The sequence below is a fragment of the Nonomuraea sp. NPDC005650 genome (genome assembly GCF_040605375.1).
Lineage (GTDB): Bacteria > Actinomycetota > Actinomycetes > Streptosporangiales > Streptosporangiaceae > Nonomuraea.
In genome coordinates this window covers 84,079-110,201 of the sequence record NZ_JBEXCR010000028.1, presented here as the reverse complement: position 1 = coordinate 110,201, position 26,123 = coordinate 84,079, and the positions used below count along the sequence as shown (strand labels likewise).

At 71.5% G+C, this 26,123-nt stretch carries 22 protein-coding genes and 1 pseudogene; 13 read left to right on the top strand and 10 right to left on the bottom strand.

Annotated elements, in window-relative coordinates; genetic code table 11:
• Nucleotides 1-256 precede the first annotated feature (256 nt).
• Nucleotides 257-838 carry an XRE family transcriptional regulator gene (locus ABZS69_RS40635; RefSeq protein WP_355381693.1) on the bottom strand — a complete coding sequence of 194 codons (582 nt, stop codon included), beginning with the start codon at nt 836-838 and terminating at the stop codon, nt 257-259.
• A gap of 78 nt (nt 839-916) precedes the next feature.
• On the opposite strand from ABZS69_RS40635, the gene ABZS69_RS40630 reads away from it, so the two are divergent.
• The gene (locus tag ABZS69_RS40630; protein ID WP_355381813.1) at nt 917-2,122 is read left to right on the top strand and encodes a PLP-dependent aspartate aminotransferase family protein; all 1,206 of its coding nucleotides are present in this window, start codon (nt 917-919) and stop codon (nt 2,120-2,122) included.
• A 25-nt stretch (nt 2,123-2,147) separates the two neighbouring features.
• Entirely contained in the window at nt 2,148-2,522 is a 375-nt protein-coding gene (locus ABZS69_RS40625; RefSeq protein ID WP_355381691.1) for a nuclear transport factor 2 family protein, read from the top strand.
• A gap of 25 nt (nt 2,523-2,547) precedes the next feature.
• On the opposite strand, the gene ABZS69_RS40620 is transcribed toward ABZS69_RS40625, so the two are convergent.
• The 4 genes from ABZS69_RS40620 to ABZS69_RS40605 all read right to left on the bottom strand — a co-directional run bounded on the left by ABZS69_RS40620 (nt 2,548) and on the right by ABZS69_RS40605 (nt 5,537).
• On the bottom strand, nt 2,548-3,390 hold the full coding sequence (locus tag ABZS69_RS40620; RefSeq protein ID WP_355381689.1) for a hypothetical protein: 843 nt from the start codon (nt 3,388-3,390) through the stop codon (nt 2,548-2,550).
• Nucleotides 3,391-3,510: 120 nt separating this feature from the next.
• Complete coding sequence (locus ABZS69_RS40615) at nt 3,511-4,107, bottom strand: NAD(P)-binding oxidoreductase (RefSeq protein WP_355381688.1); 597 nt, start codon at nt 4,105-4,107, stop codon at nt 3,511-3,513.
• Between the two features lie 24 nt (nt 4,108-4,131).
• Nucleotides 4,132-5,037, bottom strand: a complete 906-nt coding sequence (locus ABZS69_RS40610) for a DMT family transporter (protein WP_355381686.1) — start codon at nt 5,035-5,037, stop codon at nt 4,132-4,134.
• Nucleotides 5,034-5,537, bottom strand: a complete 504-nt coding sequence (locus ABZS69_RS40605; RefSeq protein WP_355381684.1) for a MarR family transcriptional regulator — start codon at nt 5,535-5,537, stop codon at nt 5,034-5,036. The genes ABZS69_RS40610 and ABZS69_RS40605 overlap by 4 nt, the downstream gene beginning before the upstream one ends.
• 135 nt (nt 5,538-5,672) lie before the next feature.
• On the opposite strand from ABZS69_RS40605, the gene ABZS69_RS40600 reads away from it, so the two are divergent.
• The 3 genes from ABZS69_RS40600 to ABZS69_RS40590 are packed head-to-tail and all read left to right on the top strand — an operon-like array spanning nt 5,673 to nt 10,233.
• Nucleotides 5,673-7,424 (top strand): ABC transporter ATP-binding protein, encoded by a 1,752-nt coding sequence (locus ABZS69_RS40600; protein WP_355381682.1) that lies wholly within the window; start codon nt 5,673-5,675, stop codon nt 7,422-7,424.
• Nucleotides 7,421-9,100 (top strand): ABC transporter ATP-binding protein, encoded by a 1,680-nt coding sequence (locus ABZS69_RS40595; RefSeq protein ID WP_355381680.1) that lies wholly within the window; start codon nt 7,421-7,423, stop codon nt 9,098-9,100. Before ABZS69_RS40600 ends, ABZS69_RS40595 begins: the two co-directional genes overlap by 4 nt.
• On the top strand, nt 9,097-10,233 hold the full coding sequence (locus ABZS69_RS40590) for a DJ-1/PfpI family protein (protein ID WP_355381678.1): 1,137 nt from the start codon (nt 9,097-9,099) through the stop codon (nt 10,231-10,233). Before ABZS69_RS40595 ends, ABZS69_RS40590 begins: the two co-directional genes overlap by 4 nt.
• Here ABZS69_RS40590 and ABZS69_RS40585 read toward each other — a convergent pair.
• Nucleotides 10,170-11,195: pseudogene (locus ABZS69_RS40585) on the bottom strand (acyltransferase); the annotation flags it as partial. The gene ABZS69_RS40590 and the pseudogene ABZS69_RS40585 overlap by 64 nt on opposite strands.
• A 195-nt stretch (nt 11,196-11,390) precedes the next feature.
• Here ABZS69_RS40585 and ABZS69_RS40580 point away from each other — a divergent pair.
• Together ABZS69_RS40580 and ABZS69_RS40575 are read left to right on the top strand one after the other, a co-directional pair.
• A complete protein-coding gene (locus tag ABZS69_RS40580) occupies nt 11,391-13,325 on the top strand; it encodes a sensor domain-containing protein (RefSeq protein WP_355381676.1) in 1,935 nt (644 codons plus the stop codon).
• A complete protein-coding gene (locus ABZS69_RS40575; protein ID WP_355381674.1) occupies nt 13,265-13,912 on the top strand; it encodes a response regulator transcription factor in 648 nt (215 codons plus the stop codon). The genes ABZS69_RS40580 and ABZS69_RS40575 overlap by 61 nt, the downstream gene beginning before the upstream one ends.
• Here ABZS69_RS40575 and ABZS69_RS40570 read toward each other — a convergent pair whose 3' ends face one another.
• A complete protein-coding gene (locus ABZS69_RS40570; protein WP_355381672.1) occupies nt 13,913-15,136 on the bottom strand; it encodes an MFS transporter in 1,224 nt (407 codons plus the stop codon).
• A gap of 60 nt (nt 15,137-15,196) precedes the next feature.
• Between ABZS69_RS40570 and ABZS69_RS40565 the strand changes: the two genes are divergently transcribed.
• Complete coding sequence (locus ABZS69_RS40565) at nt 15,197-16,177, top strand: DUF5937 family protein (protein WP_355381670.1); 981 nt, start codon at nt 15,197-15,199, stop codon at nt 16,175-16,177.
• A 185-nt stretch (nt 16,178-16,362) separates the two neighbouring features.
• Nucleotides 16,363-16,698, top strand: a complete 336-nt coding sequence (locus ABZS69_RS40560) for a hypothetical protein (RefSeq protein ID WP_355381668.1) — start codon at nt 16,363-16,365, stop codon at nt 16,696-16,698.
• Nucleotides 16,699-16,802: 104 nt separating this feature from the next.
• Here ABZS69_RS40560 and ABZS69_RS40555 read toward each other — a convergent pair whose 3' ends face one another.
• Nucleotides 16,803-17,750 carry a DUF1152 domain-containing protein gene (locus ABZS69_RS40555; protein WP_355381666.1) on the bottom strand — a complete coding sequence of 316 codons (948 nt, stop codon included), beginning with the start codon at nt 17,748-17,750 and terminating at the stop codon, nt 16,803-16,805.
• Between the two features lie 184 nt (nt 17,751-17,934).
• Between ABZS69_RS40555 and ABZS69_RS40550 the strand changes: the two genes are divergently transcribed.
• Nucleotides 17,935-21,093 carry an amidohydrolase family protein gene (locus ABZS69_RS40550; RefSeq protein WP_355381665.1) on the top strand — a complete coding sequence of 1,053 codons (3,159 nt, stop codon included), beginning with the start codon at nt 17,935-17,937 and terminating at the stop codon, nt 21,091-21,093.
• A 23-nt stretch (nt 21,094-21,116) separates the two neighbouring features.
• Here the strand turns inward: ABZS69_RS40550 and ABZS69_RS40545 are convergent, their stop codons facing one another.
• Nucleotides 21,117-21,248 (bottom strand): hypothetical protein, encoded by a 132-nt coding sequence (locus tag ABZS69_RS40545; RefSeq protein ID WP_355381664.1) that lies wholly within the window; start codon nt 21,246-21,248, stop codon nt 21,117-21,119.
• Nucleotides 21,249-21,317: 69 nt separating this feature from the next.
• Nucleotides 21,318-22,265, bottom strand: a complete 948-nt coding sequence (locus tag ABZS69_RS40540; protein ID WP_355381662.1) for a Dyp-type peroxidase — start codon at nt 22,263-22,265, stop codon at nt 21,318-21,320.
• A gap of 256 nt (nt 22,266-22,521) precedes the next feature.
• Between ABZS69_RS40540 and ABZS69_RS40535 the strand changes: the two genes are divergently transcribed.
• The 3 genes from ABZS69_RS40535 to ABZS69_RS40525 are packed head-to-tail and all read left to right on the top strand — an operon-like array spanning nt 22,522 to nt 25,783.
• Nucleotides 22,522-22,953 carry an OsmC family peroxiredoxin gene (locus tag ABZS69_RS40535; RefSeq protein ID WP_355381660.1) on the top strand — a complete coding sequence of 144 codons (432 nt, stop codon included), beginning with the start codon at nt 22,522-22,524 and terminating at the stop codon, nt 22,951-22,953.
• A 43-nt stretch (nt 22,954-22,996) separates the two neighbouring features.
• On the top strand, nt 22,997-23,485 hold the full coding sequence (locus ABZS69_RS40530) for a hypothetical protein (protein ID WP_355381658.1): 489 nt from the start codon (nt 22,997-22,999) through the stop codon (nt 23,483-23,485).
• 27 nt (nt 23,486-23,512) lie between these two features.
• On the top strand, nt 23,513-25,783 hold the full coding sequence (locus ABZS69_RS40525; protein ID WP_355381656.1) for an FUSC family protein: 2,271 nt from the start codon (nt 23,513-23,515) through the stop codon (nt 25,781-25,783).
• Nucleotides 25,784-26,123 lie beyond the last annotated feature (340 nt).

Below are 26,123 nucleotides of genomic sequence, written 5' to 3'. Positions count from 1 at the left end.
TGAAACGGAGGCGGCCCCGCGGGTGGGGGTGGGCCTTGGAGCGGAGGTGGCCCCGGAGGCGGGCCGCCGGGTGGTAAGCCTTCGGGCGGGGTGTTCCCCGCGTTCGGGTCAGGTCGATCGCTCATTCCGCCGCCCCCTGGCTCCTGGGAAAGTGGTCCGCGTTGCCCCTTTCGTGGATCTTCACATCCGTTGCCGATCACGGCAATGGCCCTGCTCCGGACCGGACGGAGTCGCCGGATCCCGCTCGCCGCGGGAGCTACCCGCCCACCCCCGGCTGGAAGACGCTGAGCGCGAATCGCGCCGGCCCGTCGGAGTCCGGCGCGTTCGCGTAGCAGTGCGGCTGATCCCCGTTGAAGCTCACCGCGTCCCCCGCGAGCAGGAGCAGTTGCTCGTCCGAGACCTGGAGCCGGACTTCGCCGCTGATGACGAGCAGGTGCTCGACGGTGCCCGGACTGTGCGCCTCACTGCTGTGGGACTCCGCCGGGAAGAGGGTCCAGTCCCACAGCTCCAGTACGTCGGGCGGGCCCGCGCCGCCCACCAGGTGGGCGTGCCCGCCATGGGCGCCCTGCCACAGCCGAGGACCTTGACCGGCACGGACGACCTTGGGCCTGGGGGACTCGGGAAGCTCCACGAGCCGCGGAAGGCCCAGCCCGAGAGCGTCGGAGATCCGCAACAGGGTCGCGATGTTCGGATTGGACCTGCCCTGTTCAATCTGCACGATCACGCGCCGGCTCAGCCCGCAACGCGCGGCCATCTCATCCAGGGTCCAGTCGCGGGCCTGACGGGCGGCCCGCACGTTGGAGGCGATCACGTCGGTCAGGTCCTGCAGGCTCGTCATCCGCCACCTCTTGTACGAGTGCACTTCATAGTGCACTCTAATGCACTATCCGTTCCAACGCTTCAGGGAGGCCCGCCGATGCCACGAGACCTGGGTTTCAGCACGCGTGCCGTACACGGCGGGGTGAGCCCCGATCCTGCCACCGGCGCCATCGGACCTCACATCGCGACCTCGACGAACTTCGCGGCCGAGTACGGAAGCATCGGCTTCAGCGCCGAAGGCACCGTGGAGGAGGAGGTGCCCTTCGCGTACGCGCGTGAAGGCCACCCGAACGCCGCCCAGCTCGAGCAGAAGCTGGCTCTGCTGGACGGCGCGGAGGCGGCCGTGGTGTTCGCCACGGGCATCGCGGCGATCTCCGGGCTGATGCTGCGGGTGCTCTCGCCCGGCGACCATCTCCTGGTCAGCGATGTCAGCTATGCGGGCACCGCCGAGTTCACCCGTGGGCTGCTGCCCTCCCTGGGGATCGAGGTGAGTGTCGCCGACATGTCGGATCTCGACGATGTCCGCGACGCGCTGCGGCCGAACACCCGCCTCGTGTACGCCGAGACCCCGTGCAATCCGATACTCAAGCTGGCCGACATCCAGGCGCTCGCGCAGGTGGCACACCAGCACGGGGCCGAATTGTGCGTCGACAGCACCTTCGCCACGCCCGCGGTCACCCGCCCCCTGCTGCTCGGCGCCGACTACGTGGTGCACTCGCTGACCAAGTACATCGGCGGTCACGGTGACGCGCTGGGCGGAGCGGTGCTCGGCAGGGCCGAACCGATGGAGCGCCTGCGGCGCCAGATCGGGGTCCACCTCGGCGCCACGCTCAGCGCGTTCAACTGCTGGCTGATCCTGCGCGGAATCGAAACCCTGCCGATCCGCATGGCCGCGTACGCGCGCGGAGCCGGGCACGTCGCGCGCTTTCTCGAGGACCACCCCCGGGTTCTTTCCGTACGGTATCCCGGGCTGCCGTCCCACCCGCAATACGCTCTGGCGAAACGGCAGATGGACAGCGCCTCCGGCATGATCTCCTTCACCGTCGCCGACCATGAACGATTCGGCGGAGGACTGAAGGAGCACCTCGAAGTCTTCTCCTTCGCCGCGTCACTTGGCCTGTCGCGCAGCCTCATCCTCGAAGCCCGCACGGCCGATCTCCAGCGCACGACCTTCAAACTCGACGATGCGCACCTGCGGCGTTATCGCGAATGGGCCGGTGAAGGTTTCTTCCGCCTGTCGATCGGCCTGGAAGACGCCGAAGACCTGTGCGCCGATCTCGATCGAGCCTTGTCGGCGACCTGACCACCGGAAAGAAGGGAACGCGGACATGGCGATGACAGTGGAGCGCCTGGCGGAGTTCGGAGCCGCGTGGCGGGAGAAGGACCTCGACCGGCTCATGGAGTTCATGACCGACGACTGCGTGTTCCGGTCCTCGGTCGGGGCTGAGCCGGGCGCGACGTTCCGGGGGCGGGCCGAGGTGCGGCGCGGCTTCGAGTTGATGCTCTCCCACGATGCCGGCTCCGAGTCCCACGACGGCATCTCGTTCGTCGCCGGCGACCGAGGCGCCGCGCAGTGGGCCTACACCCGGACGGACGCGGACGGGCGGGAGCATCGGGTGGACGGCTGCGACCTGTTCGAGTTCGACGGTGACCTGATCAGGGTCAAGGACGCCTACCGCAAGGTCCACGGATCCATCGGCTGACGGCTCGCCTCCTTCGGCCGCTCTTTCACGCGCGCGCATATCTGGCGGCCATGGCATGGAAGACTTCCTTGGGCGTCCACCGGGTCTCGTCGAGCAGCTTGACCACGCCGTATGAGCTGAGATCCTGCTCGCCTTGCAGGCTGAATCCCGCGAAAGTGAACCAGAGCGCGGTTTCGACGCCCTCGTCGTGGAAGATGTCGAGCAATTCGGTGAAGTACCGCACCTGCTCGCCCTCGTCGCGGATGGCATCCTTCGGCGGCTGCCACGCCATGGCGCCGAGTTTTCCCGCGCCGGTGTAGGCGCAGGTGCCGAATTCGGTGATGGCGACCGGCTTGCCGTGCGCGAAATGCCCGCGCAGATCCTCGCGGAAACGGTGGGAGTTGTACGCGGCCCGGTAACCGCCGACGCCGACCAGATCGAAGGGGGACCAGTCGACGGCCTCCCATTGCCCGGACGCGTAGGTGACGCGCCCGTCGAAACGCTTTCTCACAGCCGCCGCCACCTCGCCCAGCCGGCCGTTGAACCGCTGCATGATCGGGCCGATGGACGACCAGAGCTCTGGGCTCCGCATGGCCGCGAACCGATCGAGAAAGGTGTCACCGGGCAGGTAACCGCCGCAGTACGCGCTCATCTCGCACCCGGCCACGAAGGTCACCTCGGCGCCGTTCTTCCGCAGCGCCTCGGCCTGCTCCGCACACTCGACCAGACAGGCCATGGTCTCCTCGGCCGGAAGGTCGACCGGAAACGGCGCCAGCCAGACCTCCAGGCCGACGGCGGCCGCTTCCTCGGCCGCGACGGCCAGCCGCGCAGGGTTACCGCCTGAGACGCGGACCACCGAGCAATGTAACTCGTCGGAGATCGTCCGCATGTCCCGCCTGACGGCCTCCACGTCGAACGTCTTACGGGACAGCTGCTGGCCGGGCAGGAATCCGGTGTCGTAGTTGATGCCGTGTTTCATGACAGACCCTTCTGTAGAGGACGCACGGTGCTATCGGGGGCCGCAGATTCCCAGCGCCTTGCCGATGAGCTCGGGGTCTTCGACGGTGTCGAGCAGCGCCATCGCATAGTCGGCCCGGGACAGCTGCATCGCGCCGCCGGTCGCGTTGGCCTCGAAGTCGACGTGCACCTGCCCGGCCGGGGGCTTGTCATTGAGCATGGTGGCGCGGGCGATGCTCCAGTCCAGGCCGCTGACCTGCAGCATGCCCTCGGCCCGCGCGAGGTCGACGTAGACCTCCCGGAAGAACAGCCAGGCCAGGGTGACCGCGAGGCGAGGGCGGGTGGCGGGCACCGAGCGGCTGCTGGTCATCACCAGCCGTGCCACGCCGGCCTCCCGCATGGCGGTGACGAGGTTGTGCGCGATGCGGCTCCCGCCGACGGCGGCGAGCACCGCGTCCTGGCCGCGTACGGCGGCGCGCAGTGTCTCGAGGTCGTGCGCGTCTCCCTCGTGTACGCCGGCCAGGCCCGGAAGGCCGGGTAACCGGGAGGTGCGACGAGCGAAGGCCGTGATCTCGTGCCCGCGCTTGGTGCCCTGCTCCAGGACGTGCTTGCCGGTGCGACCCGCCGCACCGACTACCAGGATCTTCATCTTATTGCTCCTTCCTATATTGCATTATGCACTATAGCGGTATGCCTCAACCTTCGGTGGGGATTCGGTCGCCGGGAAGAGCATGATCCCGGCCACGACGAGCGCGGCGCCGGCCGCGTGCCAGCCGGTCAGAACCTCGTCGAGGAAGATCACAGCGGTAACGACCCCGATCACCGGGACCATGTTCAGGATCATGCCCGCCATCCCGGCGGAGACGAACCGGATCGCGTGGTTGTACAGCACGAACCCGAGCGCGAAACAGACTCCGCCGACGAACATGGCGATGACCCAGAAGCGCGGGGCGACGTGGACGGGCAGGACCTCCTGGCCGGTCACCCAGGGCCAGACGGCGAGCGGCAGAGTGAGCGCGGTGGCGTAGGTGAACTGGTAGGCGGTCATCGTGATGGCGTCGACGGTGGGCGCGGTCTTCGCGGCGAGCGTGACGTAGACGGCCGCCGCCACCGACCCGCCGATGACGATCAGGTCGCCGGTGTTGAACCCGGTCCCAAGGCGGCCGCCCTCCAGGGCGATGACGCCGGCGAGCGCCAGGACGAGCCCGAGAACGGAGCGGCCGCGGATGGGCTCCTTGAGGAACATGGCGGCGAGGATCAGCACGAAGCATGATTCGGTGGCGCCGAGCAGGGAGGCGTTCGTCGCGGTGGTGTAGGTCAGTCCGACGGTGAGCCCGCCGTAGGCGAGGGCCGGTTCGAACAGTCCCAGCAGGGCGAATCGCGCCTGGCCGCCCGGCGGGCCGCGGCGCCTGCCACGCGCGAGCACCAACATCCACAGTACGGCGGTCGCGGCGGCCAGCTTGAGGAACAGGAGCGTGATGGGGCCGAAGCCGGCCAGGGCGTATTTCGTGGCGGTCGTCGCGCTGCCCCAGCCCAGCGCGGCCACGATCAGGATGAGGGTGAACCGCCAGGAGTTCACGAGATCGCTCCTTCCACCGGACAGCGGTCCTGAGGGCAGGCGTGGTAGTCGCAGAACCTGCAGATGCGGTCGGCGCGGTCAGGGCTCACCGTCAGCCGGGCGAGGACTTCTTCGACGATGCCGGTCAACGCTCCCACCTGCTCGTCGGCCAGTGAGGCGAAGGCCACGCGCAGCACGGCTCGCCGCTGCGCGACGATCTCGGTCGCGACGGCGGTCCCGCGCTCGGTCAGCCACAGCGACACGCTGCGCTTGTCCCTCCCCGCGCGGCGCTCCACCAGCCCTTCCGCCGCGAGCCGGTCGACGAGCCGCACCGTTCCCGAGCCGGTGATGCCGAGCACGCGGCTGAGCTGGTCGATGTGTTCGCCCGGCACGGCCAGGATGGTCGCCAGGGCGGAGGCGCCGCTGGGGCCGAGGGTGGTCACCTTTCGGGTGGCCTCATCCAGTTGGTCGGCCAGCGCGACCACCAGGGCGCTGATGAGATTCGCCGCTCTGTCATCCATATACGCACGATAGCTGACTGAGTCAGTCATTCAATGGTATGGCGTGATTTGTGGGGTATCCGTCGTGGACAGCGCACGGCCGCCTTGTGCACAGTCGAATGACTGACTCAGTCAGCTATTCGGATGGAGTGCGCCATGAGCCGACCCTCTCTTGACAGGCCGTCGTACTGGCACCTGTTCGGCGTGCTCGCGCGCGGGCGCCGGCTCCGGCTGGCCGGGCTGGGCCTGGTGCTCGCCGTGAGTTCGGCGCTGCCCCTGGCCGGGCCGCAGCTGCTGCGCGCGTTCATCGATCAGGTGGCGAGCGGGCGGTCGTCGTCCCTCTGGTTGCCGGTCGGCGGTTATCTGCTGGTCTCGGTCGTCCAGCAGGCGTTGTCCGCCGGCTCCGCGTACGGAGCGACGCACCTGGCCTGGATCGCCACCAACGCCCTGCGCGAAAGGGCGACGCGCCACGCTCTCGAGCTCGACCTGTCGTTCCACGACGGGCGATCGCCCGGCGAGATGATCGAACGGACCGACGGCGACATCTCCGCGGTGTCCTCGTTCGTCTCCTCCTTCGCGGTGCAGGTGATCGGCAACACCCTGACCATGGCCGGCGTGCTCGTGCTCGTTCTCCTGGAGGACTGGCGCATCGGGCTCGGCCTGGCCGGCTTCGTCGCCGTCGCCGGGGTGACGCTGGCCCGGCTGCGGCACTCCGCGGTTCCGCGGGCCGCGGAGCGACGGGCGGCCTCGGCCACGTTGTTCGGCGAGATCGAGGAGAGGCTGACCGGCGCAGAGGACCTGCGCGCCAACGGAGCCGGCTCGTACGCGGTGGGACGCTTCCAGCAGACAGGTGCCGCGCTGCTGCGGGCGACCGTCCGGGCCGCCACCGCCACCAGGAGCGTCTACGTCCTCACCCTGTCGCTGTTCGCCGCGGGGAGTGCCCTGAGCCTCCTGGCAGGAACGGCGCTGTTCCAAGCCGGGACGATCACCCTCGGCACCGTCTACCTGCTGTTCCGCTACACCAACCTGCTCCGTGATCCGCTGGAGCAGATCTCCACGCAACTGCAGAAGGCCCAGGACGCGATCGCGGGGTTCGCCCGCGTCCAGGAGCTGCTGGACGAACGGCCCTCCATCCGCGACGACGGGCAGGCCGCGCTTCCCCCGGGGCCGCTGGCGGTGGAGTTGAAGCGGGTCGGATTCGCCTACCGCGAAGGCGCCCCCGTCCTGGAGGACGTCTCCCTGAGCCTCGGCCCCGGCTCCGTACTGGGCGTCGCGGGCCGTACCGGCAGCGGGAAGTCGAGCCTCGCCCGCCTCCTGTTACGCCTGGCCGACCCCGGCGAGGGAGTGGTGCGGCTGGGCGGGGTGGACCTGCGCGAGGCGCGACTGGGGAGCCTGCGCGACCGCGTCTGCATGGTGACCCAGGACGTGCAGCTCTTCGACGCCTCCGTCCGTGACAATCTCACCCTGTTCGGTGCGCAGCCCGCCGACGACGGCCGGCTGGTCGAGGTGCTGCACCGACTCCAGCTCGGGCCGTGGTACCGGGCACTGCCCGACGGCCTCGACACCAGGCTCGGCCCCGGCGGGGCCGGAGTGTCGGCGGGGGAGGCCCAGCTCGTCGCGTTCGCCCGGGCGTTCCTGCGCGATCCCGGGCTGGTCGTCCTGGACGAGGCGACGTCGAGGCTGGATCCGGTCAGCGAGGCCCGCATCGAGCAGGCCGTCGGCACGCTGCTCCAGGGACGGACCGCGATCCTGATCGCGCACCGGCTCGCCACCCTCGGGCGCGCCGACGACATCGTGGTGCTGAGCCGGGGGCGCGTCGTGGAACACGGCCGCCGGCAGGTGCTCGCCGACGACTCCACCTCCCACTTCGCCCGGCTGCTCGCCACCGCATCGGAGGCCACGCGATGACAATCAGACCCGAGCCGACGTGGCGGCTGACGCTGCGCGTCGCCCGCCACCGGATGGGCCTGTTCTCGGCCACCGTCGCCCTGCTCGTCGCCGCCAACGGTCTCGTGCTGGTCATCGGCCGGCTGCTGCAGCAGCTCTTCGACACCCTCAGCGGCGCCGCCCCGGCCGGACTCGGCGCGTACGAGCTCATCGCGATCCTGGTCGCGGCGGAGGCGGCGCGGATGGCCGTGGTGTGGGGCGGAATGGTGTGGAGCAGGTGCATGGAGTCCATGCGGGGGCTGCTCAGGCTGAACCTCCTCCGTGCCCAGCTGCGGAGCGGGGGACCGCGGGCCCCCGGCAGGCCGATGTCCAGCGGCGACGCGGTCAGCCGGTTCCGCGACGACGTGGACGACTTCCTCGGCTTCGCCGACACCGGCGTCTACGTGGTGGGGAAGATCGCCTTTGCCGTCGGATCCATGGCGATCATGCTCAGCGTCGATCCCCTCGTGGCCCTGGCGGTGGTGCTGCCGCTGACGGCGATGGCGATCGTCGCCCGGATCGCCGGCGGCCGGATCCGCGCGCACCGTACGGCCTATCGGCAGGCCTCGGCGGCGGTGACGGCGCTGCTCGGCGAGGTGTTCGGCGCCGTGCTCGCGCTCAAGACGGCCCGCGCCGGCGGAGAGGTCCTGAGCCGTCTGGCCGTGCTCAACGAACGGCGCCGGGAGGCGGGCCTGCGCGACCAGCTCGTCACCGCGTCGTTGTCGGCGTTCAACCGCACGACCGTGGACGTGAGCGTCGGGCTGGTGTTGCTGCTCGCCGTGCCGGCCATGCGACGCGGCGACTTCACCGTCGGCGATCTCGCCCTTTTCGCGTCGTACGCCACCAAGCTCGTCTACCTGCCCCAATACGGCGGCAGGCTCCTCGTCCGGCATCGCCAGTCCGGCGTCGCGGTCGAACGGCTCTGCGCGCTGCTCCCCGCCGGATCGCCGGCGGCGCTGGCGGCCGGCCGTCCCCCGGCGACGGCGACGCCCGCGGCCGGGGACCCGCTGCGGAGCCTGCGCGTGTGCGGGCTGACCAGCGTTCATCCCGGATCGGGGCGCGGGGTTCACGACGTGGACCTGTCCCTGGCCGGCGGCACCTTCACCGTCGTCACCGGCCCGGCGGGAGCCGGCAAGACCACCCTGCTGCGCGCCCTGCTCGGGCTCGTTCCCGCCCAGGCCGGGAGCGTGTGGTGGAACGGCGAACCCGTCGACGACCCGGCCGCCTTCTTCGTCCCGCCACGCTCGGCCTACGTGCCGCAGGTGCCGCGCCTGTTCAGCGAATCCCTGCGCGACAACCTGCTGCTCGGGCTCGACCGCGACGGCGCGCGGCTGACGGCGGCGATCCGCTCCGCCGTACTGGAGGACGACGTCGCCTCCATCCCCGACGGCCTGGACACCCGGGTCGGGGCCCGCGGCGTGCGCCTGTCCGGCGGGCAGGTCCAGCGTGCGGCGATCGCCCGGGCGCTGGTGCGCCGCCCGCGACTGCTGGTGCTCGACGACGTGTCCAGCGCGCTGGACGTCGAGACCGAGAAGCGGCTCTGGGACCGGCTCCTGTCCGATCGGCGCGCCGCGCTGCTCGTGGTGTCCAACCGGCCGGCCACCATCGCGCGTGCCGACCAGGTCATCGAGCTCGACCACGGTCGGATCCGCCGATGATGGTGCGGCAGGTGGACAGCGGGCAGGCTGGGGAGATGCGCTCGCAGGATGTGACGTTCGTGGTCTTCGACGGCTTCCAGATCCTCGACCTCACCGGGCCGCACGAGGTGTTCAGCAAGGCCGGATACCGGTGCCGGATCGTCGCCCCGGCCGCCGGGCCGGTGCGCGCCGAGAGCGGCATGCGGATCCAGGCCGAGCACGACCTGCCCGGCCTGGATCCCCGGGGGATCGACACGCTGATCGTGGTGGGCGGCGACGGTGTCTACACCGCACGGCAGGACCGGGCACTGGTGGAGTGGACAGCCGCCGCCGCGGCCGCGGCTCGGCGGGTGGCCTCGATCTGCAGCGGCGCGTTCCTGCTCGCCGCGGCCGGGCTGCTGAACGGGCGGCGCGTGACCACCCACTGGCAACGCTGCGAACAACTCGCCCGGGAACATCCCGAAGCGACCGTCGACTGCGACCCCATCTTCATCCATGACCGGGGGGTGTGGACCTCGGCGGGAATCACGGCGGGCATGGACCTGGCGCTCGCCCTCGTCGAGGACGACCACGGCCCCCGGAGCGCCCATGCGATCGCTCGCGAACTGGTCCTGTTCCTGCGCCGGCCCGGCAACCAGTCCCAGTTCGGCATCCCGCTGTGGTCGGTGCAGCCGTCCAGCGACGGGATGCGCGCCGTCGTCGAGGCGATCCACGCCGATCCCGGCGCCCCGCACGGCATCTCCGACCTCGCCGCACGCGCGCGGATCAGTCCACGTCATCTGCAGCGCCGCTTCACCGGCGAGCTCGGCATCTCTCCCGCCGCCTACGTCGAGCGGGTCCGCGTCGAGGCCGCCCAACGGGCGCTCGTCGAACGCGACGATCCCGTCGAGGCCGTCGCGCGGCACTGCGGGTTCGGCACCGCAGAAACCCTGCGCCGCGCGTTCCACCGGCTGGTCGGCATCGCGCCCTCCGACTACCGCGACCGCTTCAGAACCGCGCTGCCGGCGGACGGCAGCGCGCGGGCGGCGGCCGCCACGACCCAGCACAGGGGGAGCGAGACAAGCGATACGAGCGCGAACTTCTCCAGCGGCCCGGCGGCGACCCCCGACAACGCGCCGGACACGGCCACGAGGACGACCGCGTGGGAGACGTAGACGGCGTAGGCGTTACCCGACAGGAGCCTGCCGAAAGCCGTGGGCGGGCCGGCGAAGCGGCGGCTGAACAGGCCGAGGACGCCCAGCGACATGCCGACGCAGAAAACGCCGTCGAAGAGGCCGTGCGCCACCGGGGCGAGCGGCGATGCCTCCGGGGCGCCCAGCGCGACGGGGAGGAGCGTCACGGCCGCCAGTCCGGCGACGGCGAATCCCCAGCGCGTCGCCCCCGCCGGTACGGCCGCCAGCCATCCGCGCCGGTAGGCGAGCACTCCCGCGGCGAACATGCAGACGTACTGCGGCAGATACGCCGGCACCGGAAGCTGCAGCACCGGGGTGCGCTCGACGGGCTGCCACACCCGCCACGCCACTCCGAGCACCGCGAGCAACGCGGCGAAGCCGACGACGTCACGCGCCCGCAGGACCGTCGCGCGGGGCCCCTGCCGCGCCGGCCGCAGCGCCCGGACCAGCGCATAGGCCGCCACGAAGACCAGCAGGGTCACCAGGAACCACGCCGGGCCCTGCTCCAGCTCGCGGAGGTAGAAGTCGGGATAGGCGATGGGCCGCCGGGCGTTCTCCCACCGGAACAGCGGCAGCTTGGCCAGCGGGACGACGACGAAGATCATCACCAGCAGCGGGACGCCCAGCCTGAGCGCGCGGTCGGCGAGGAACCGGCCGGTGCCCTTGCGGTCGTGGGCTCCGGGCACGAAGTAGGCGGAGATCAGGAAGAACAACCCCATGAAGTAGGTCTGGTTCAGCAGCAGGAACAGGTCCAGCAGTTGCCCCCACTCGCTCGCCGGCAGGGGCGGCGTCCGCATCGTCGGCTCGTGGTAGTACCAAAGGGCGAAGCTCCCGTACGTCAGGGCGACGTGATGCAGGACGACGAGCGCGGTGAGCAAGACGCGGATGCGGTCGATGAAGAACAGACGTGTGATGCTGGTGGCCGTGAGATGACCGGCGGTCATGGCCTCCCCCTCGATTCTCGTCGGGCCGGGTCGTCCAGCCACCGTAGGAGCGGGCCCGGCCCGCGGGCATGGGGCCTGGCCTCCGACTGAACGGGGGCTGGCACCCATACCGATGGCGCCCATGATCTGGTTTCCTCGCCGTGAGGGGCCCGCGGCACCGGCGCGGGACGCAGAATCGAGGAGGGAGGTGGCGGGGTGTTGCGCACGTACGTGATCGCCCCCGTACGGTGCCTGGCGCTGGCCGCACTGGCCCTGTCGGGATGGCCGCTCCTGGCCGTCGTCTTCCTGGGATCCCACCTGGGCCTGCCGTCCCCGGCCTTCTTCGTCGAGCAGACCCGCCGCGCGCCGGTGCTCGCCCGGCGGCTGGCCGGGCGCTGGGGCGGGCTGGAGATCTCCCCGCCCTACCGTCCGGCTCCGCAGCCGCCCGCGCGCGGCGCCGACGGGTGGTACCGCGACGGCGACGACCTGTTCCGCTCCGCCTTCCTGCCCGCCTATCTCATGAGGCTGCGGTGGCTCGTCCGAGATCCGGCGACCTGGCGCGACCTGTGCTGGATGGCGGTGAACCCGGTGGTCGGCGGCGTGCCGGCCCTCCTGCCGCCGGCCCTGATCGCCGGGGGCATCGCGCTGGCCTGGCTCCGCCACCCCGTCCTGGGCGCGGCGGCTGTGCTGCTCGGGATCGCCGTGGGGCCCGCGATGGTGCGCTGCCATGCCCGATGGAGCCGGGTCCTGCTCGCGCCGACGCGTCGATCGGGGCCCGGCGGGGTGGCGGCGGCCCTCGCCCCGCGCCTGACAGCCGGGGCACGGGTCTGCGCGAGCGTCGGATCGGCGGCGGTGGCGGCGGTGCTGGCCGTGGCGCACGTGCTGACGATCGTGCTGACGGCCATGCGGCTGTGGCCCGACACGGTGCTGGCGGCCCGCCGTTTCGTGTCCTGGCGCCGAGCTCGGATCGGCGATTGGACGGGCGTCCGGATCGCCTCACCGTACCTGGACGAACCGCCGATGCCCGCGCCGGACCACGACGGGTCCTACCGGACGGGGTGGGGCGAGTTCGGCACGGTGCACCGCAGCCGAGAGTCCGCCGTCCGCGCCCGGCGGTGGCGGTGGACCGTACGCGATCCCGCCTCTTGGCGCGATCTCGCGTGGTTGTCCCTGGAGATTCCCGTCGCCGCGGTCCTGTTCGCCATCCCGGCCGCGCTGATCGCGGGCGGGCTCGTGGTGCTCTGCTGGCTGTGGGTGTGGATCAAGGCGCTCGGCCTGGTCGGGGCGAGCATCGAGTGGTCGCCCGACGACCTGCTCCGGGCTGCCGTACCGGCACTGGCCGGCCTCCCGGCGCCGGTGGTCGGCCTGGCCGCCGCGGCGCTCGGCGTGGCCGTGGCGTCCCCGCTCCTGCGCTGCCATGCCCGCCTGAGCGGGTTGCTCCTGGGGCCGACGAAAGCCGCACTGCTGGCTCGGCGGGTCGGCGCGCTGACCAGCAGCCGCACCCAGATCAGCGACGCGCAGGCCGCCGAGCTGCGCAGGATCGAGCGCGACCTGCACGACGGCGCCCAGGCCAGGTGGATCGCCGTGGGGATGACGCTGGGGGCGGTCGAGGAACTCATCGGCGCCGACCCGGAGGCAGCCAAGGCCATGGTCGCCCGCGCCAAGGACGTGTCGGTGACCGCGCTCGGCGAGCTGCGCGAGCTCATCCGCGGCATCTACCCCCCGGTGCTCGCCGACCGGGGGCTCGCGGACGCCGTACGCACCCTGGCATTGGACGCCCCGCTGGAGGCGGAGGTCCGGGTGCACCTGGCAGGCCAGGTGGCTGCCCCGATCGAGGCGGCGGTCTACTTCGCGGTGTCCGAGCTGCTGACCAATGTCGCCAAGCACGCCGCCGCGTCGAGGGCCTGGGTGGAGCTGCGCCATGAGGGCGGCCTGCTGACGGCCACCGTCACCGACGACGGGCGGGGCGGCGCGGCGGCCGGGCGCGGCGGCGGGCTGCACGGCATCCGGCGCCGCCTCGACGGGTTCGACGGGGTCCTGTCCATCGCCAGTCCGCCCGGCGGGCCCACCGTAGCCACCTTGGAGATTCCATGCGCGTTGTCCTCGCCGAGGACGTCTACCTTCTCCGAGAAGGGCTCACCCATCTCCTGAGGGCCCACGGCATCGACGTGGTGGCCGCGGTGGACACCGGCGAGGAGCTGCTCGACGCCCTCGCCGTCCACCGGCCCGACCTCGCCGTCGTGGACGTGCGGCTGCCGCCCAGCTATACCGACGAGGGTGTGCGGGCCGCCGTCGAGGCCCGCAACCGCCATCCCGGCTTCCCCGTACTCGTCCTGTCCCAGTACGTCGAGCAGATCTACGCACGGGAGCTCCTGGCCGACGGCGCCGGCGGCGTCGGCTACCTGCTCAAGGACCGGGTCTTCGAAGCCGGTCACTTCGTCGACGCGCTGCGCAGGGTCGCGGCCGGGGGCACGGCCATGGATCCCGAGGTGATCGCCAAGCTGCTCGGCGGCACCTCACCGCAGCACCCGCTCGCCCTGCTGACCCCGCGCGAGCGCGAGGTGCTCCAGCTCATGGCGCAGGGACGTTCCAACACCGCCATCGCCGGCCAGCTGTACGTCAGCGAGGGAACCGTCGGCAAGCACATCGCCGCCATCTTCGCCAAGCTCGGCATCGAGGCCGCCACCGACACCAACCGCCGCGTGCTGGCCGTGCTCGCGTACCTCAACCGGCCCTAGTCAAGGTTGGCGGCGCAGCGGGGAGAGGAAGATCGGGATCCAGCTCACCGCCATGATCAGGGCGCCGGTCACCAGTGCCGAGCGGACGCCCCAGATCTCGCCGAGCGCGCCCGCCAGCAGCCCTCCGATGCCGACCGCGCCCATGAGGAGCAGCCGCATGGTGGCCGTCATCCGCCCGAGCATGTCGTCGGGGGTGGCGCGTTGCCGCAGGCTGACCAGCAGCACGTTGTTGACCCCCGTACGGAAGGTCAGCACGAACCACGCCGCCGCGGCCGCCCACAGCCACGGCCCCCGGTCAAGGAACGGGATCAGCAGCGAGGCCGGCGCGGTGGCCAGGCTGACGAGCCAGGTGGCGCGGCCGGTCCCGAGGCGGCGGCCGATCAGGTGGGCGGCCGACGAGCCCGCCAGCGCGCCGAGCCCGCCGACGGCGAGGTAGGCGCCGAGCACCCATTCCGGGTAGCCGAGCTGATCGACGATGAGGATGGGGAGGAGTACCGAGCAGAGCGGGAAGGCCAGGTTGGCCATCGTCCCCTGAACGAGGGCCGCGACGAGCACCGGGTTGCCGAAGAGGAAGCGCACGCCGGCCGAGATCTGCCGACCGAGCGGCTCCCTCGCGGCCGGCGCCGTCGAGAGGGGCTCGGGAACCCCGCGCAGCCAGGCCGCCGACCACAGGTAGCTCAGCGCGTCCGCCAGCACGGCCAGCGGCGCGCCCGCCACCTGCACCAGTATCCCGGCCGCGCTGCGGCCCGCGATGTCCATCCCCGAGCTCGTCCCCACCAGCAGCGAGTTCGCGGACGTCAGCCGCTCACGCCCCACCAGCCGCGGCACCAGGCTCATCGACGCCACATCGAACAGCAGCGTGCCCGCCCCCACCAGCACCGCCACCGCGTACAGCTGCCCCATGGACAGCCACCCGCCCCACCACGCCACCGGTACGGACAAGAGCACTGCGGCCCGCCCGACATCGGTGGCGATCATCACCGGGCGTCGCCTGACCCGGTCCACCCAGGCGCCGGCCGGCAGGCCGAGCAGCAGCACCGTGATCGTGCTGAGCGCGGCCAGCAGCCCGATCTCGCCCGCTCCCGCTCCCAGCGAGGTGACGGCGAGCAGGGGCAGCGCGACGTAGCTGATCTGGCTGCCCAGCTGGCTGACCGCGTTGGCGACGAAGAGGTTCCGAAATCCGCGAGACCGCAGCAGCGGCTCTTCCGTGACAGTTGCCGACATGCCGGCCAGAGTGATGAGATGCGGGCGAACTCGCCATTGATTAAGTGAGACGCGAATCCAGTGACCCTTGACCTGACGTTCACGGCCCACGACATCGCCAACACCCGCTTCGCGATCTCCCCGCTCGGCGAGGTCATGGCCAGCGTCCGCGTGGTGAAGAACCCGCAGGCGCATCCCCTCCTGCGCCCCTGGGCCGACCAGGTGCGCCGCCGCCTCCAGGACGTGGACTGGCACCTGCTGTCCGACCTCGTCCCGGTGCCCACGGTCGTGATCGCCGGTTTCACCTGCACCCCGCCCGCCACCTCCGTGCCGGACATCGACCTCGAACTCGTCACCATGCGCGGCGCCGCCGACCGGGTTCGCTCGGACCTGGACCACATTCCCGGTCCGCGCACGAAACGCGTCCAGGCGCTCTATGACGATCCGGACAAAGGGCTCGAACAGCTTGCGGAGGAGGTGGGAGCCTACTGGGAGGCCGCGATGGCCCCGTACTGGCCGCGGATCAGATCCCTGCTGGAGGGAGAGATCCTCTACCGGGCCAGGCTGCTGGCCGAGGGCGGCATCCGGCGCATGCTGGCCGACCTCGACGACGCCGTCACCTGGCAGGACGGGACGCTGCGCATCAGGCACCGCTACGCGTCGGGCGCACGATCGCTGCGCGGGCTCGGACTGCTGCTGGTGCCCTGCGTGTTCGCCTCGCCGAGGGTCTTCTCGGTCACCACCCCGCCGTACCAGCCCACGGTGCGTTACCCGCCGCGCGGCCTCGCCACGCTCTGGGAGCGTCGCGAGCTGGACGCGCCCGAGGCGCTGGCCGCCGTGCTCGGCAGGACGCGCGCCCGACTGCTGGCCGCGCTCGACCAGCCTGCCTCCACCCGCGAGCTGGCCCAGCGCGCCGGGCTCTCCGAGCCCGGCGTCAACCAGCACCTCACCGCGCTGCGCAAGGCGGGACTCTGTACGGCGCACCGCACGGGCCGATACGTGCTGTACGCCCGCACCGCGACAGCCGAGTCCCTCCTGTCCGGCCGGGCGCCAGGCAGCTGACGTCACCCCGTTCCCGGCGCCGGCCGCGTGCGAGAGGACGCGGATTTTCAACTATTGCATAGGAAGCTTTCCTATTTAATACTACGATCAATGCAGCGTATCGCGGTGCGTGATGCCCCATCACGCTCCTGCGGCGCGTGACGCCCCGCCTCGTCAGCTCGGCGTCTTACCGTCCGGAGGTCCTCGTGACTCGTCGTGTCCCTGCCCTCCTCACCGCCCTGCTCGCCGGCCTCGGCGCGCTGTCCATCTCCGCCGCACCAGCGCAGGCGGCAGTCGTGGAGGTGACCTACAGTCCGATCTCACTCGGCGATTACTGCTCCGCCAAGGTCAACTCCTCCTCCACCATCGGCTTCTACAACGGCAGCCTGAGCTGCTACCGCTGGAGCAGCGGCGGCTCCGGCATGACCTACACCGGTAGCGGAAGCGCTTCCGCCGCGTGCGCGTACTTCAACCCCACCTACACCTTCCTCAGCTACGCACAGGGCGCCAGCCAGGCCTTGACCTGCAGCTACTCGGTCTGACCCGCCCCGGCGCCGCCCCTCTCGCGGGCGGCGCCGGACGGGCCCCGGCTGTTCTGCTCCGGCGCCGACCGTGACGGCGATTTAGCGACCCTCGGTGCCGAGGACTAGTGCGGGAACGCCTTCGGCGGGCGGGGCGTCACCTCGTCACGGAACGCCTCGATCACGGAGACGACCTGGCGCATGAGCACGGTGTCCCCGAGCTGGTCCAGGTAGAGCGAGCGCCGGGCCAGCGCGTCGAGGTCCACCGCGAAATAGATGGCCATCAGCGGGTTGACGAACAGCTCGCTGCCCTTCGTCCTGTCGGTGAAGCGCACGTCCCCGAACTCGCCGCGCACGGCCGCCGCGATCGAGCCGTTCACGATGCTCGGGTACGCCGGCAGCTCGGCCTGGGCGTGGGCGACGGCGTCGAGGTAGAGCGCGCCCGCCTTCGTGGACCTGGAGACGGAGAACGCGCCCAGGTAGGCGCCCTCGCGTTCCAGGGCTGCCAGGTTCTCCAGGACCTGTACGTGGTTGACGCCGTGATAGGCGTCCACGCCGAAGCCCAGGCAGGCCACGATCTTCTCGGGGACGTCGAGGGCGTGGGCGGCGGCCAGGCTCGTCATGTCGTCGGCCGGGGTGCCGAGACCGGCCTCGTCGCCGCGCATGAGGATGTCGGTGCCGCCGTCCACCAGGACGACCGCGTCCAGGTCGAGGTGCTCGGCGAGCTTGGCGTACGCGGCGCGCAGCGGGCGGACGCCCACCTTGGGGAAGGCGTACACGGTCGACGGCTGGCCGTGCCTGGCCAGCCAGCGGGCCAGGCAGCCCTCGGGGAAGTACCAGTCGCGGGCCTCGGTGTCCGGGCGTATCTCCGCGACGTCCTCGAACAGCCAGACGTCGAGGTCGAGGGCGTCGAGGTGGCTGAACGACAGGTTCGCCAGGTGCACCTCCTTGCCGGCTTCCCGCAGGGTCAGGGCGAGGGGTAACCCGGCGTACACGTCGGAGCCCCCGCCCGCACCGGCGACGAGGATCCGGCGGGAACGCTCAAGCCGGGTGGACAGGGGCGAGCCGAACATGCGCCACATCTTTCCGTAAAGCAGGCCGAAGCGCTCAGCACGCGCGGTCGTGGATGACGCGGGCGAGGGCGAGGCGGCGCGCGGTCAGCGGCCCCGCTTCGTCGCTGAGCTGCCGGTCTTGACCAATCCCTTGACCGAGTGTTCAACTTCAGAAGATCCGAGCCGAGGAGCGATCACAACCCCCATGGAATCGCACTCCACCCCTGTCGCCCCGATCCCCGCATCGATGTCCCGCCGGGCCGTCCTGGCGGGCGGCGCCGGCGTCGCCCTCGCCGCCGCGATGGCCCCCGTCACGGCCCCACCGGCGAGGGCCGGCGTAACGGGCGGCGTCGGCAGTACGTCCGTCACGTCCGGCACCGACTTCGCCGTCGCGCCCTCACCCGACGGCCGCCTGCTGGCCCTCGACCTGCTCGGTGTCCTGTGGGTCTGCTCCGCCTCCGGCGGCACCGCCCGCCGGCTCACCAGCGACCTGTACGACATCGCCCAGCCCGACTGGTCCCCCGACGGGTCCACGATCGTGTTCCAGTCGTACCGCGACGGCGTCTTCAACCTGTGGACGATCCGGCCCGACGGGTCCGCGATCAAGCAGTTGACCAACGGCCCGTTCGACCACCGCGAGCCCCGCTACAGCCCCGACGGGCGCACCATCGCCTACTCCTCCGACGCCGGCGGCAGCTACGGGATCCACCTGCTCGACGTGGCCACCGGAACGACCCGCGTCCTGACGGACACCTCCAGCGAGGAGTACGAACCGGCCTGGTCGCCCGACGGCACCAAGATCGCCTTCGTCGTCGCCGACACCAGGATCGACGTCGTCGACGTCGCCACCGGCGCGCGCAGCAACTCGGTCACGGTCCCCGCCGGCCAGGTGATCCACCAGCCGTCCTGGCTGCCGAACGGCGCCGACCTCGCCTACCACCTCTTCCGCGCGGGCGCGAACGACCTGGTCAGCACCGCGGGCACGCTCGTCACCGGCGAAGTGGTCTTCCCGTTCCGGGCCCGGTTCGCCCCGGACGGCCGCTACTTCTACACCTCCGCCGGCACCATCCGGACCCGCCGCCTCGACTCCGCGACCGCCGGCACCGTCGGCTTCACGGCCGCGCTGACCACGACGACCCCGAAGTACGAGAAGAAGGTCCGGGTCTTCGACGCGCCCGGCTCGTTCCCCGTCGTCGGGATCGGCAGCCCGGCCGTGTCCCCTGACGGGTCGAGCATCGCCTTCCGCGCGCTCAACGACATCTACCTGATGCGGATCGGCGAAAAACCCGAGCCGCTCTTCCGTGACCGATGGTGGAAGGCCGACCCGGATTTCTCCCCTGACGGGCGGCTGCTGGCGTTCGTCACCGACCGCACCGGGACGCTCAACATCTGGGTCCGTGACCTGGGCGCGGGCACCGACCGCCAGCTCACCCGGCTGACCGACTCCGCCGCCCTGTCCGTGCGGTGGTCACCCGACGGCACGGAGATCGCGTACCTGGATCAGGACGGCGCCCTCTGGGTCCTGGAGGTGGCCACCGGCGACGTCCAGAAGATCTTCGACGCCACCTTCGAACCGGGCCGGCCCACCTGGTCACCCGACGGCAGGACGATCGCGCTGGCCGCGGTCGTGCCGTACTCACGCCGCTACCGTGAGGGCCTGTCCAAGATCCTGCTCGTCGATCGGGCCACCGGCGCCGGCACGTACATCGACCCCGCCCCGCACCGGTCCCTGCAGACCCGCGGCGACGACGGCCCCGTCTGGTCACCGGACGGCACCAAGCTCGCCTTCGCCATGGAGTCGTTGTTGTGGATCCTGCCGGTGGACAGGGCCGGACGGCCCACCGGTCCGGCCCGGCAGGTCACCAGGGAGGTGTCCGACGCGCCCGTCTGGGCGGGTGACTCCGCCACCCTCCTCTATCTCAACGGCGGGCGCCTGAGGAGCGTGCGCGTCGACGGCAAGTCGGCCCGGTCCATCCCGATGCGGCTGACCTGGCGCAACGACACCGGCCCCGAGCAGGTCGTGGTCCACGCCGGGCGCATGTGGGACGGCGTCTCCGCGACCGTCGCCCGCGACGTCGACATCGTCGTACGGGGCCAGCGCATCGTGGCGGTCGAGCCGCACCGGGACGGACGGCCCGGCACCCTGATCGACGCCCGCGACCGGTTCGTCATGCCCGGACTGATCGACATCCACCATCACCGTGAGATGCAGGGCTACGCCTACGGTTCGCGGCAGGGGCCGCTGTGGCTCGCCCTCGGCGTCACCACGACGCGTTCACCCGGCTCGCCCGCCTACCACATGGCCGAGGAGCGCGAGTCGGTGCAGTCCGGCGCCCGGCTCGCGCCGCGTTACCTCGGCACCGGCGAGGCCATCGACGGCCCGCGCGTCTACTACAACTTCATGCGCCCGACGTTCTCCCACGACCAGCTCCGGCTCGAACTCGAACGGGCCGACGCCCTCGACTACGACCTGATGAAGTGCTACGTGCGGCTGCCGGTCGTCTGGCACAAGGAGGTCATCGACTGGGCCCACCGCCGCGGCAAGCCGGTCACCTCCCACTACCACTACCCGGCGATCGCCATGGGCGGCGACCAGACCGAGCACGTCGGCGCCACCAGCCGGTTCGGCTACTCGCGCACCGTCACGAACGTCGGCTCGGCCTACTCCGACGTCATCGCCATGTTCAACGCGTCCAAGATGGCCAGAACCCCCACCCTGTTCAACTCCAGCGCCCTCTACCGGGAGGACACCTCGCTGGCCACCGACGAACGCGTCCGCCGGCTCTACCCGAAGTGGCGGATGAACGCGTTGCAGGCGTCGGTCGACTCGGCGCGGAACGCCGACCCGGCGGCGATCCAGGTGCTCCTCACCAACCTGGGCCATCAGGTCGCGCAGCTCGTGGCGATGGTCCGCGGCGGCGGCGTGGTCACCGTCGGCACCGACGCGCCGATCGATCACCTCGGCCTCAGCCTGCACATGAACCTGCGCGCCATGGTCAAGTTCGGCCTGACCCCGCTGGAAGCGCTCACCGCCGCGACCAGCACGTCCGGCGCGTACCTCGGCCAGCCGCTGGGCAGGATCGCCAAGGGGATGTACGCCGACCTGGCCATCGTCGACGGCGATCCGCTGTCCCGCATCCAGGACGCCGCGAACGTCACCGCCGTTCTCGTCGGCGGCAGGCACCACACCGTGGCGCAACTCCTCGCACCGTACCCGTCCGCCTCCACCACCGACCAGCCCGCCCCGGCGGCTGCCGGCCGGGTCAAGGACCGCGTCCCCGTCCACCCGAGCACCGCGGACCAGTGGTGGAACCACCCTGGCGAGCTGCGCAAAGCCCTGACCTCCTGCTGCGACGACCACTAGCCCGCCGGAACGGACCCGCGACGCTATCGGCCCAGCCCGGCCTCGAAGACGAGGAGGCCGGCCTGGGTGCGGTTCGTGCACACCACCTCGACGCCGCCGGCCGAGCCGAGGATGGTGCGCAGACGCGCGCACACCAGCGGCTCGTCGTCGATCACGACCACCCTGACCGGCGGCCCGCCGGGGATTCACGGGCCCAGCAGGTCACGGAAGCCTGAGCCGACCGGCTAGGAGCCCGGCATCGGCGGCAGCTCGTCCAGGAACGGCGCGGGCGGAACGAAGAACAGCCCGCCGGTCATCGCCGTCGAGAAGTCGAGGATCCGGTCGTGGGAGGCTTCCCCGGTCCCCAGGAACATGTTGCGCAACATCTGCTCGGTGATCGCGGGGTCGGCGGCGTACCCGATGAAATAGGTGCCATACGCGCGGTCGGCGTACCGGAAGAACGGCATGTTGTGGCGCACGATCTTGAGTTCGTTGCCGTCGGCGTCCTCGATGACGGTCAGGGCGATGTGCGCGTTCGCGGGCTTGGCATCGTCGTCCAGCTCGATGTCCTCGAGTTTGGTACGGCCGATGGCCCCCTCTTGCTCCTCCACGGACAGGGCGTTCCAGGCCGCGCGGTCGTGCAGGTACTTCTGCACGACCACGTATGAGCCGCCCGGGAAGTCCGGCTCCTGAGCAGCCGATGCGTAGGCCCATGCCGCGGCGTCGGCGCCCTCGGGGTTCTCCGTGCCGTCGACGAAGCCGAGCAGGTCCCGCGAGTCGAAGTACCCGAAGCCGTGGGTCTCGTCCGCCACCGTCACCGCGCCGGTCAGACGCGTGAGGATCCGGTCGGCCAGTTCGTAGCACAGGTCCATGCGGTTGGCGCGAAGGTGCAGGAGGAGATCGCCGGGGGTCGTGGGGGCGGTGTGGACGGGGCCCTTGATGCGGGGGAGGGGGTGCAGGTGCGCCGGTCGAGGGCCTGAGATGAGCCGGTCCCAGGCGTCGGAGCCGATCCCGGCCACGGCCTTCAGCGACTCGGGGTCCGGGTCGCGGAAGGAGACCGCGCGGCGCAGCGACGCCAGGGCCTCCAGCGTGTCACGCACCTGCTGCTCGCCGCCGGGATCGATGGTGAGTACGAGGAACAGCGCCGCCGAGGTCAGCGGGCCGGTCACGTTCTGGGTCGCGGATTCTGCCACGGGTGGATTTTGACACGGACTCGCCTCCTCGATGTCACCCGGCCGGGAATCATTGCTGTTCCGCGAACGTGCAGGTGCGGCCCGCGAGAGGGCCGGGCACGCCGACCTGGTCTCGCCGGGATCGCCGCGGCGAAGAACGAACAGCGACCCTGACAGTCTTTGTTGACTCACATCCATGAGTGTTGTCATGGACCGCCGGCCGTCGGGAACGATTGCCTCAGTCAGCACGCCGAACATGAACATCGGGAGAAACCGCATGCCTGTCTCCAAGGCGCACGCAATCTGGAACGGCGACATCCCCAGCGGGTCCGGGAGCTTCACCGCCGGTGACAGCATCGCGGGCGGTGTCACGTACAAGTCCCGTTTTGAGGGCGGCCCCGGATCCAACCCGGAGCAGCTCATCGGCGCGGCCCACGCCACCTGCTTCTCGATGGCGCTGGCCAGCACGCTCGCCGGCGCGGGCTTCCCCGCCGAGTCGATCGAGACCGCGGCTTCGGTGACGCTGCGGCCGGTCGACGGCGCCCCCACGATCACGAAGATCGAGCTGGTGACGACCGGCAGGGTGCCCGGGCTCGGGGAGGCCGAGTTCCAGCGGTTCGCCGAGGCGGCGAAGGCGAACTGCCCGGTGAGCCGCGCGCTGGCGGGCGTGCCCGAAGTGACCCTGCAGGCCGGCCTCGCCGGTGAGTGAGGGGGCATCGGCCCCGGCACCAGAAGGAGAGGCGCCCAGCACCGTGGCGAGCGAATACGTGCTCCGGATCCCCCTCGAGCGGCACATCATCAAGACCCGGCGACCCTTCGTCGCCGTCATCGAGGAGATCCGCGACATCGTCGGCAGTTCCAAGGCGGGCAGCGGGCCGACCTCGGTCGGCCGGAGCCGTCGACGGGTCGACGGCCCGCCCGCGCCCTCCAAGCTCGTCGTACTCGGAGAGCTCGACATCGAGCGGGCCTCGGCCCGCGACTGCGACGTCGGCCGCCTGCTCCGGCTGCTCGTCGACATGCCGGCCGCCACCGAGGAACTGGTGCGCTTCCTGCCGGAGGTGGGCGCGTACTGTCCCGTGACGATCCTCGTGCAGCAGAGCGCCGACGGCGGCACCCGCCTGGTCTACGACACCCTCGCGAGCGCCATCTCCGCCTGCGAGGACGAGCAGTCCGTGGTCGTCGCCCGCGGCCTTGACGCCGAGGTCCTGGCACTCCTGCGGCACGTCGCGGCCGGCGATTGAGACGGGCGACCGGCAGGGCGGATGCGGATGACAACGGACCCGATACGTCAGCTCGCCGCGTGGTTGCGGCGCCGGGACCCGGACCTGGCCGCCACCCGGCGCGCGGCCAGGACCGCGCTGGTGATGCCCGCCCTGTTCGCGCTCTGCACCCAGGTCTTCCACGCGCCGGTCACCGGCACGTACGCCGCGTACGGCGCGTTCGCGATGTTGCTGCTGGTCGAGTTCACCGGGACCGTGGCGGAGCGACTGCGGGCGCACGCGGCGCTGGCCGCGGCGTGGCTCGTACTGGTCACGCTGGGCACGCTCGCGGCGCATTCGGTCTGGAGCGCGGCGGCGGTCACGGTCGTGGTGGGCCTCGTCGTGATCTTCTCCGGCGTGGTCAGTTCGGTGCTGGCCGGTGCGACGACGTCGCTTCTGCTGGCGTTCATCCTGCCGGTCTCGGCGGCCGCCCCGCTGTCGCAGCTGCCCGATCGGTTGATCGGCGTGGTGCTCGCCGCCGGAGCGGCCATGATCGCGGTTTCGTCGTTGTGGCCGAGGACGCCGGCCCCTCCGCTGAGCGCGCCGGCGGCGGAGGTCTGCCGGGCCGCGGCGAGGCAGTTGCGTGCCGACGCGGATCACTTCGCTGATCCGGCCGGTGGCCCGACCTTCGCGCAGTGCCGGGCGTGCGCGCAGGAGACCGAGTCGGCCGCGCGGAACCTGCGGGAGGCTTTCACCGCCACCCCCTACCGGCCCACCGGCCTGTCGACCGGGTCCCGGGCACTGGTCCGCCTCGTCGACGAACTGACCTGGCTGAGCGCGATCCTGGCCGAGTCGGGCCCCAAGACCGAGGACGGCCCGAGGGGCGACCCGGAGCCCTCGGCGGTACGGGACGCCGCTGCCGCGACGCTGGAGCTGGCGGCGCAGATCCTCGAAAGTCCGGGCTCCGCACCGGACCGGCTGCGCGACCGGGCCGAGGAGCTTCGCCGAGCCTCGGGCGCGCTGGAGGAAGGGGCCGTCAACCGGCTGCCGGCTCCTGACGGGGCCGGCCTGGACACCTTCATCGACAGCCTCGACGTGTCCTTCCGCGCCCAGGAGGTGGCCTTCGCCGTCCTGCAGATCGCGCGGAACGTCGGCATCGCTCAGGCCGCCGACCGGCGCAACTGGCTGGACCGCCTGCTCGGCCGCGAACCCGAGTCGCCGGCCGGCCCGCTCTCCAGCGCCAGGGAGCGCGCGGCCGCGCACGTCGAACCGCACTCGGTCTGGCTGCACAACAGCATCCGCGGCGCCGTCGGGCTGGGCATCGGGGGCGCGCTGGCCGACGTGACCGGCGTCCAGCACTCCTTCTGGATCATGCTCGGCACACTGTCGGTGCTGCGCTCCAACGCCCTCAACACCGGGCAGAACGCGTTCAGGGCGCTCGGCGGCACCGTGGCCGGCTCGGTTCTCGGCGCCGTTCTGCTCCGGCTCATCGGGCACGACACGGTTCTGCTGTGGATCCTGCTGCCGGTCGCGGTGCTGCTGTCGGGCATCCTCCCGGCCGCGGTCTCGTTCGCCGCCGGGCAGGCGGCCTTCACGTTCACGCTGGTGATCCTGTTCAACCTCGCCCGGCCGGAGGGTTGGTCGGTGATCCTGTTCCGCATCGAGGACATCGCGCTCGGCTGCGCGGTGAGTCTGGTCGTGGGCCTGCTCTTCTGGCCGCGCGGCGCGTCGGCCGCCGTCAGCAGGGCGCTGGCGGTGGCGTACGCCGACAGCGCCCGCTACCTGGTCGGCGCGGTGGACTACGCGGTGTCCCGCGGTGGATCCGGGCCCGCGGAGGTTTCGCGGGAGGGCCGCCGGGCGGCCGCCGCGGCCCGCCGGCTCGACGACGCCTTCCGGACGTACCTGGCGGAGCGGGGTTCGAAGCCCGTCCCGCTGGGCGAGATGACGATCCTGGTCACCGGTGTCGTGGGGCTCCGCCTGGCCGCCGGCGCGGTCCTGGAGCTGTGGCGGCGCTCGCCGGGCGTCCTGCCGATCGAGGACCGTGCCGCCGCCCGGCAGGAGCTGTCGCTCATGGCGCAGCAGGTCCTCCGGTGGTACCGGGGTCTCGCCGACGCTCTGGCCGGCGAAGGGCCGGTGCCGGTGCCGTCGCCGTCCGACCGGCAGGCCATCGGCAGGCTGGTCGAAGCCGTCCGCCGAGACCTGTACGGCGCGGACGGGCGGGCGACGGGGACCGGCGTCCGCATCATCTGGACCGGCGACCATCTCGAGGCGGTACGGCGGCTGCAGCCCGGCATCGCGGCGGCGGCCGAGAAGACGTGGTCACGCGGTCGAGGCCGGTGAGCAGCGCGGGGGACTCCATCGCACCCTGGCGGTACGACGCGGCGCCGAGAAGGCCGGCGCGCACGTCGCCTTCATCCCGGTGGACACCAGCACCGATGAACAGCGGACCGCACTCGACGCCGCCGACGCCGTGATCTTCGGAGCGCTCACCTACATGGGTGGCGCGTCTGCCGACTTCCACCTCGCGAGGCCGCCAACGGCTGCTGCTCGACGAGCCACTTCGCCACCGGCCACCGGTCGTATGCGCTTTCCGCTTTCTGCAGCTCTGACCGCGGCATCCCACACCATACCGGGCCTATACCGCCAAAACCTACTGTCAAGTAGCGCTTCGACACGCGCG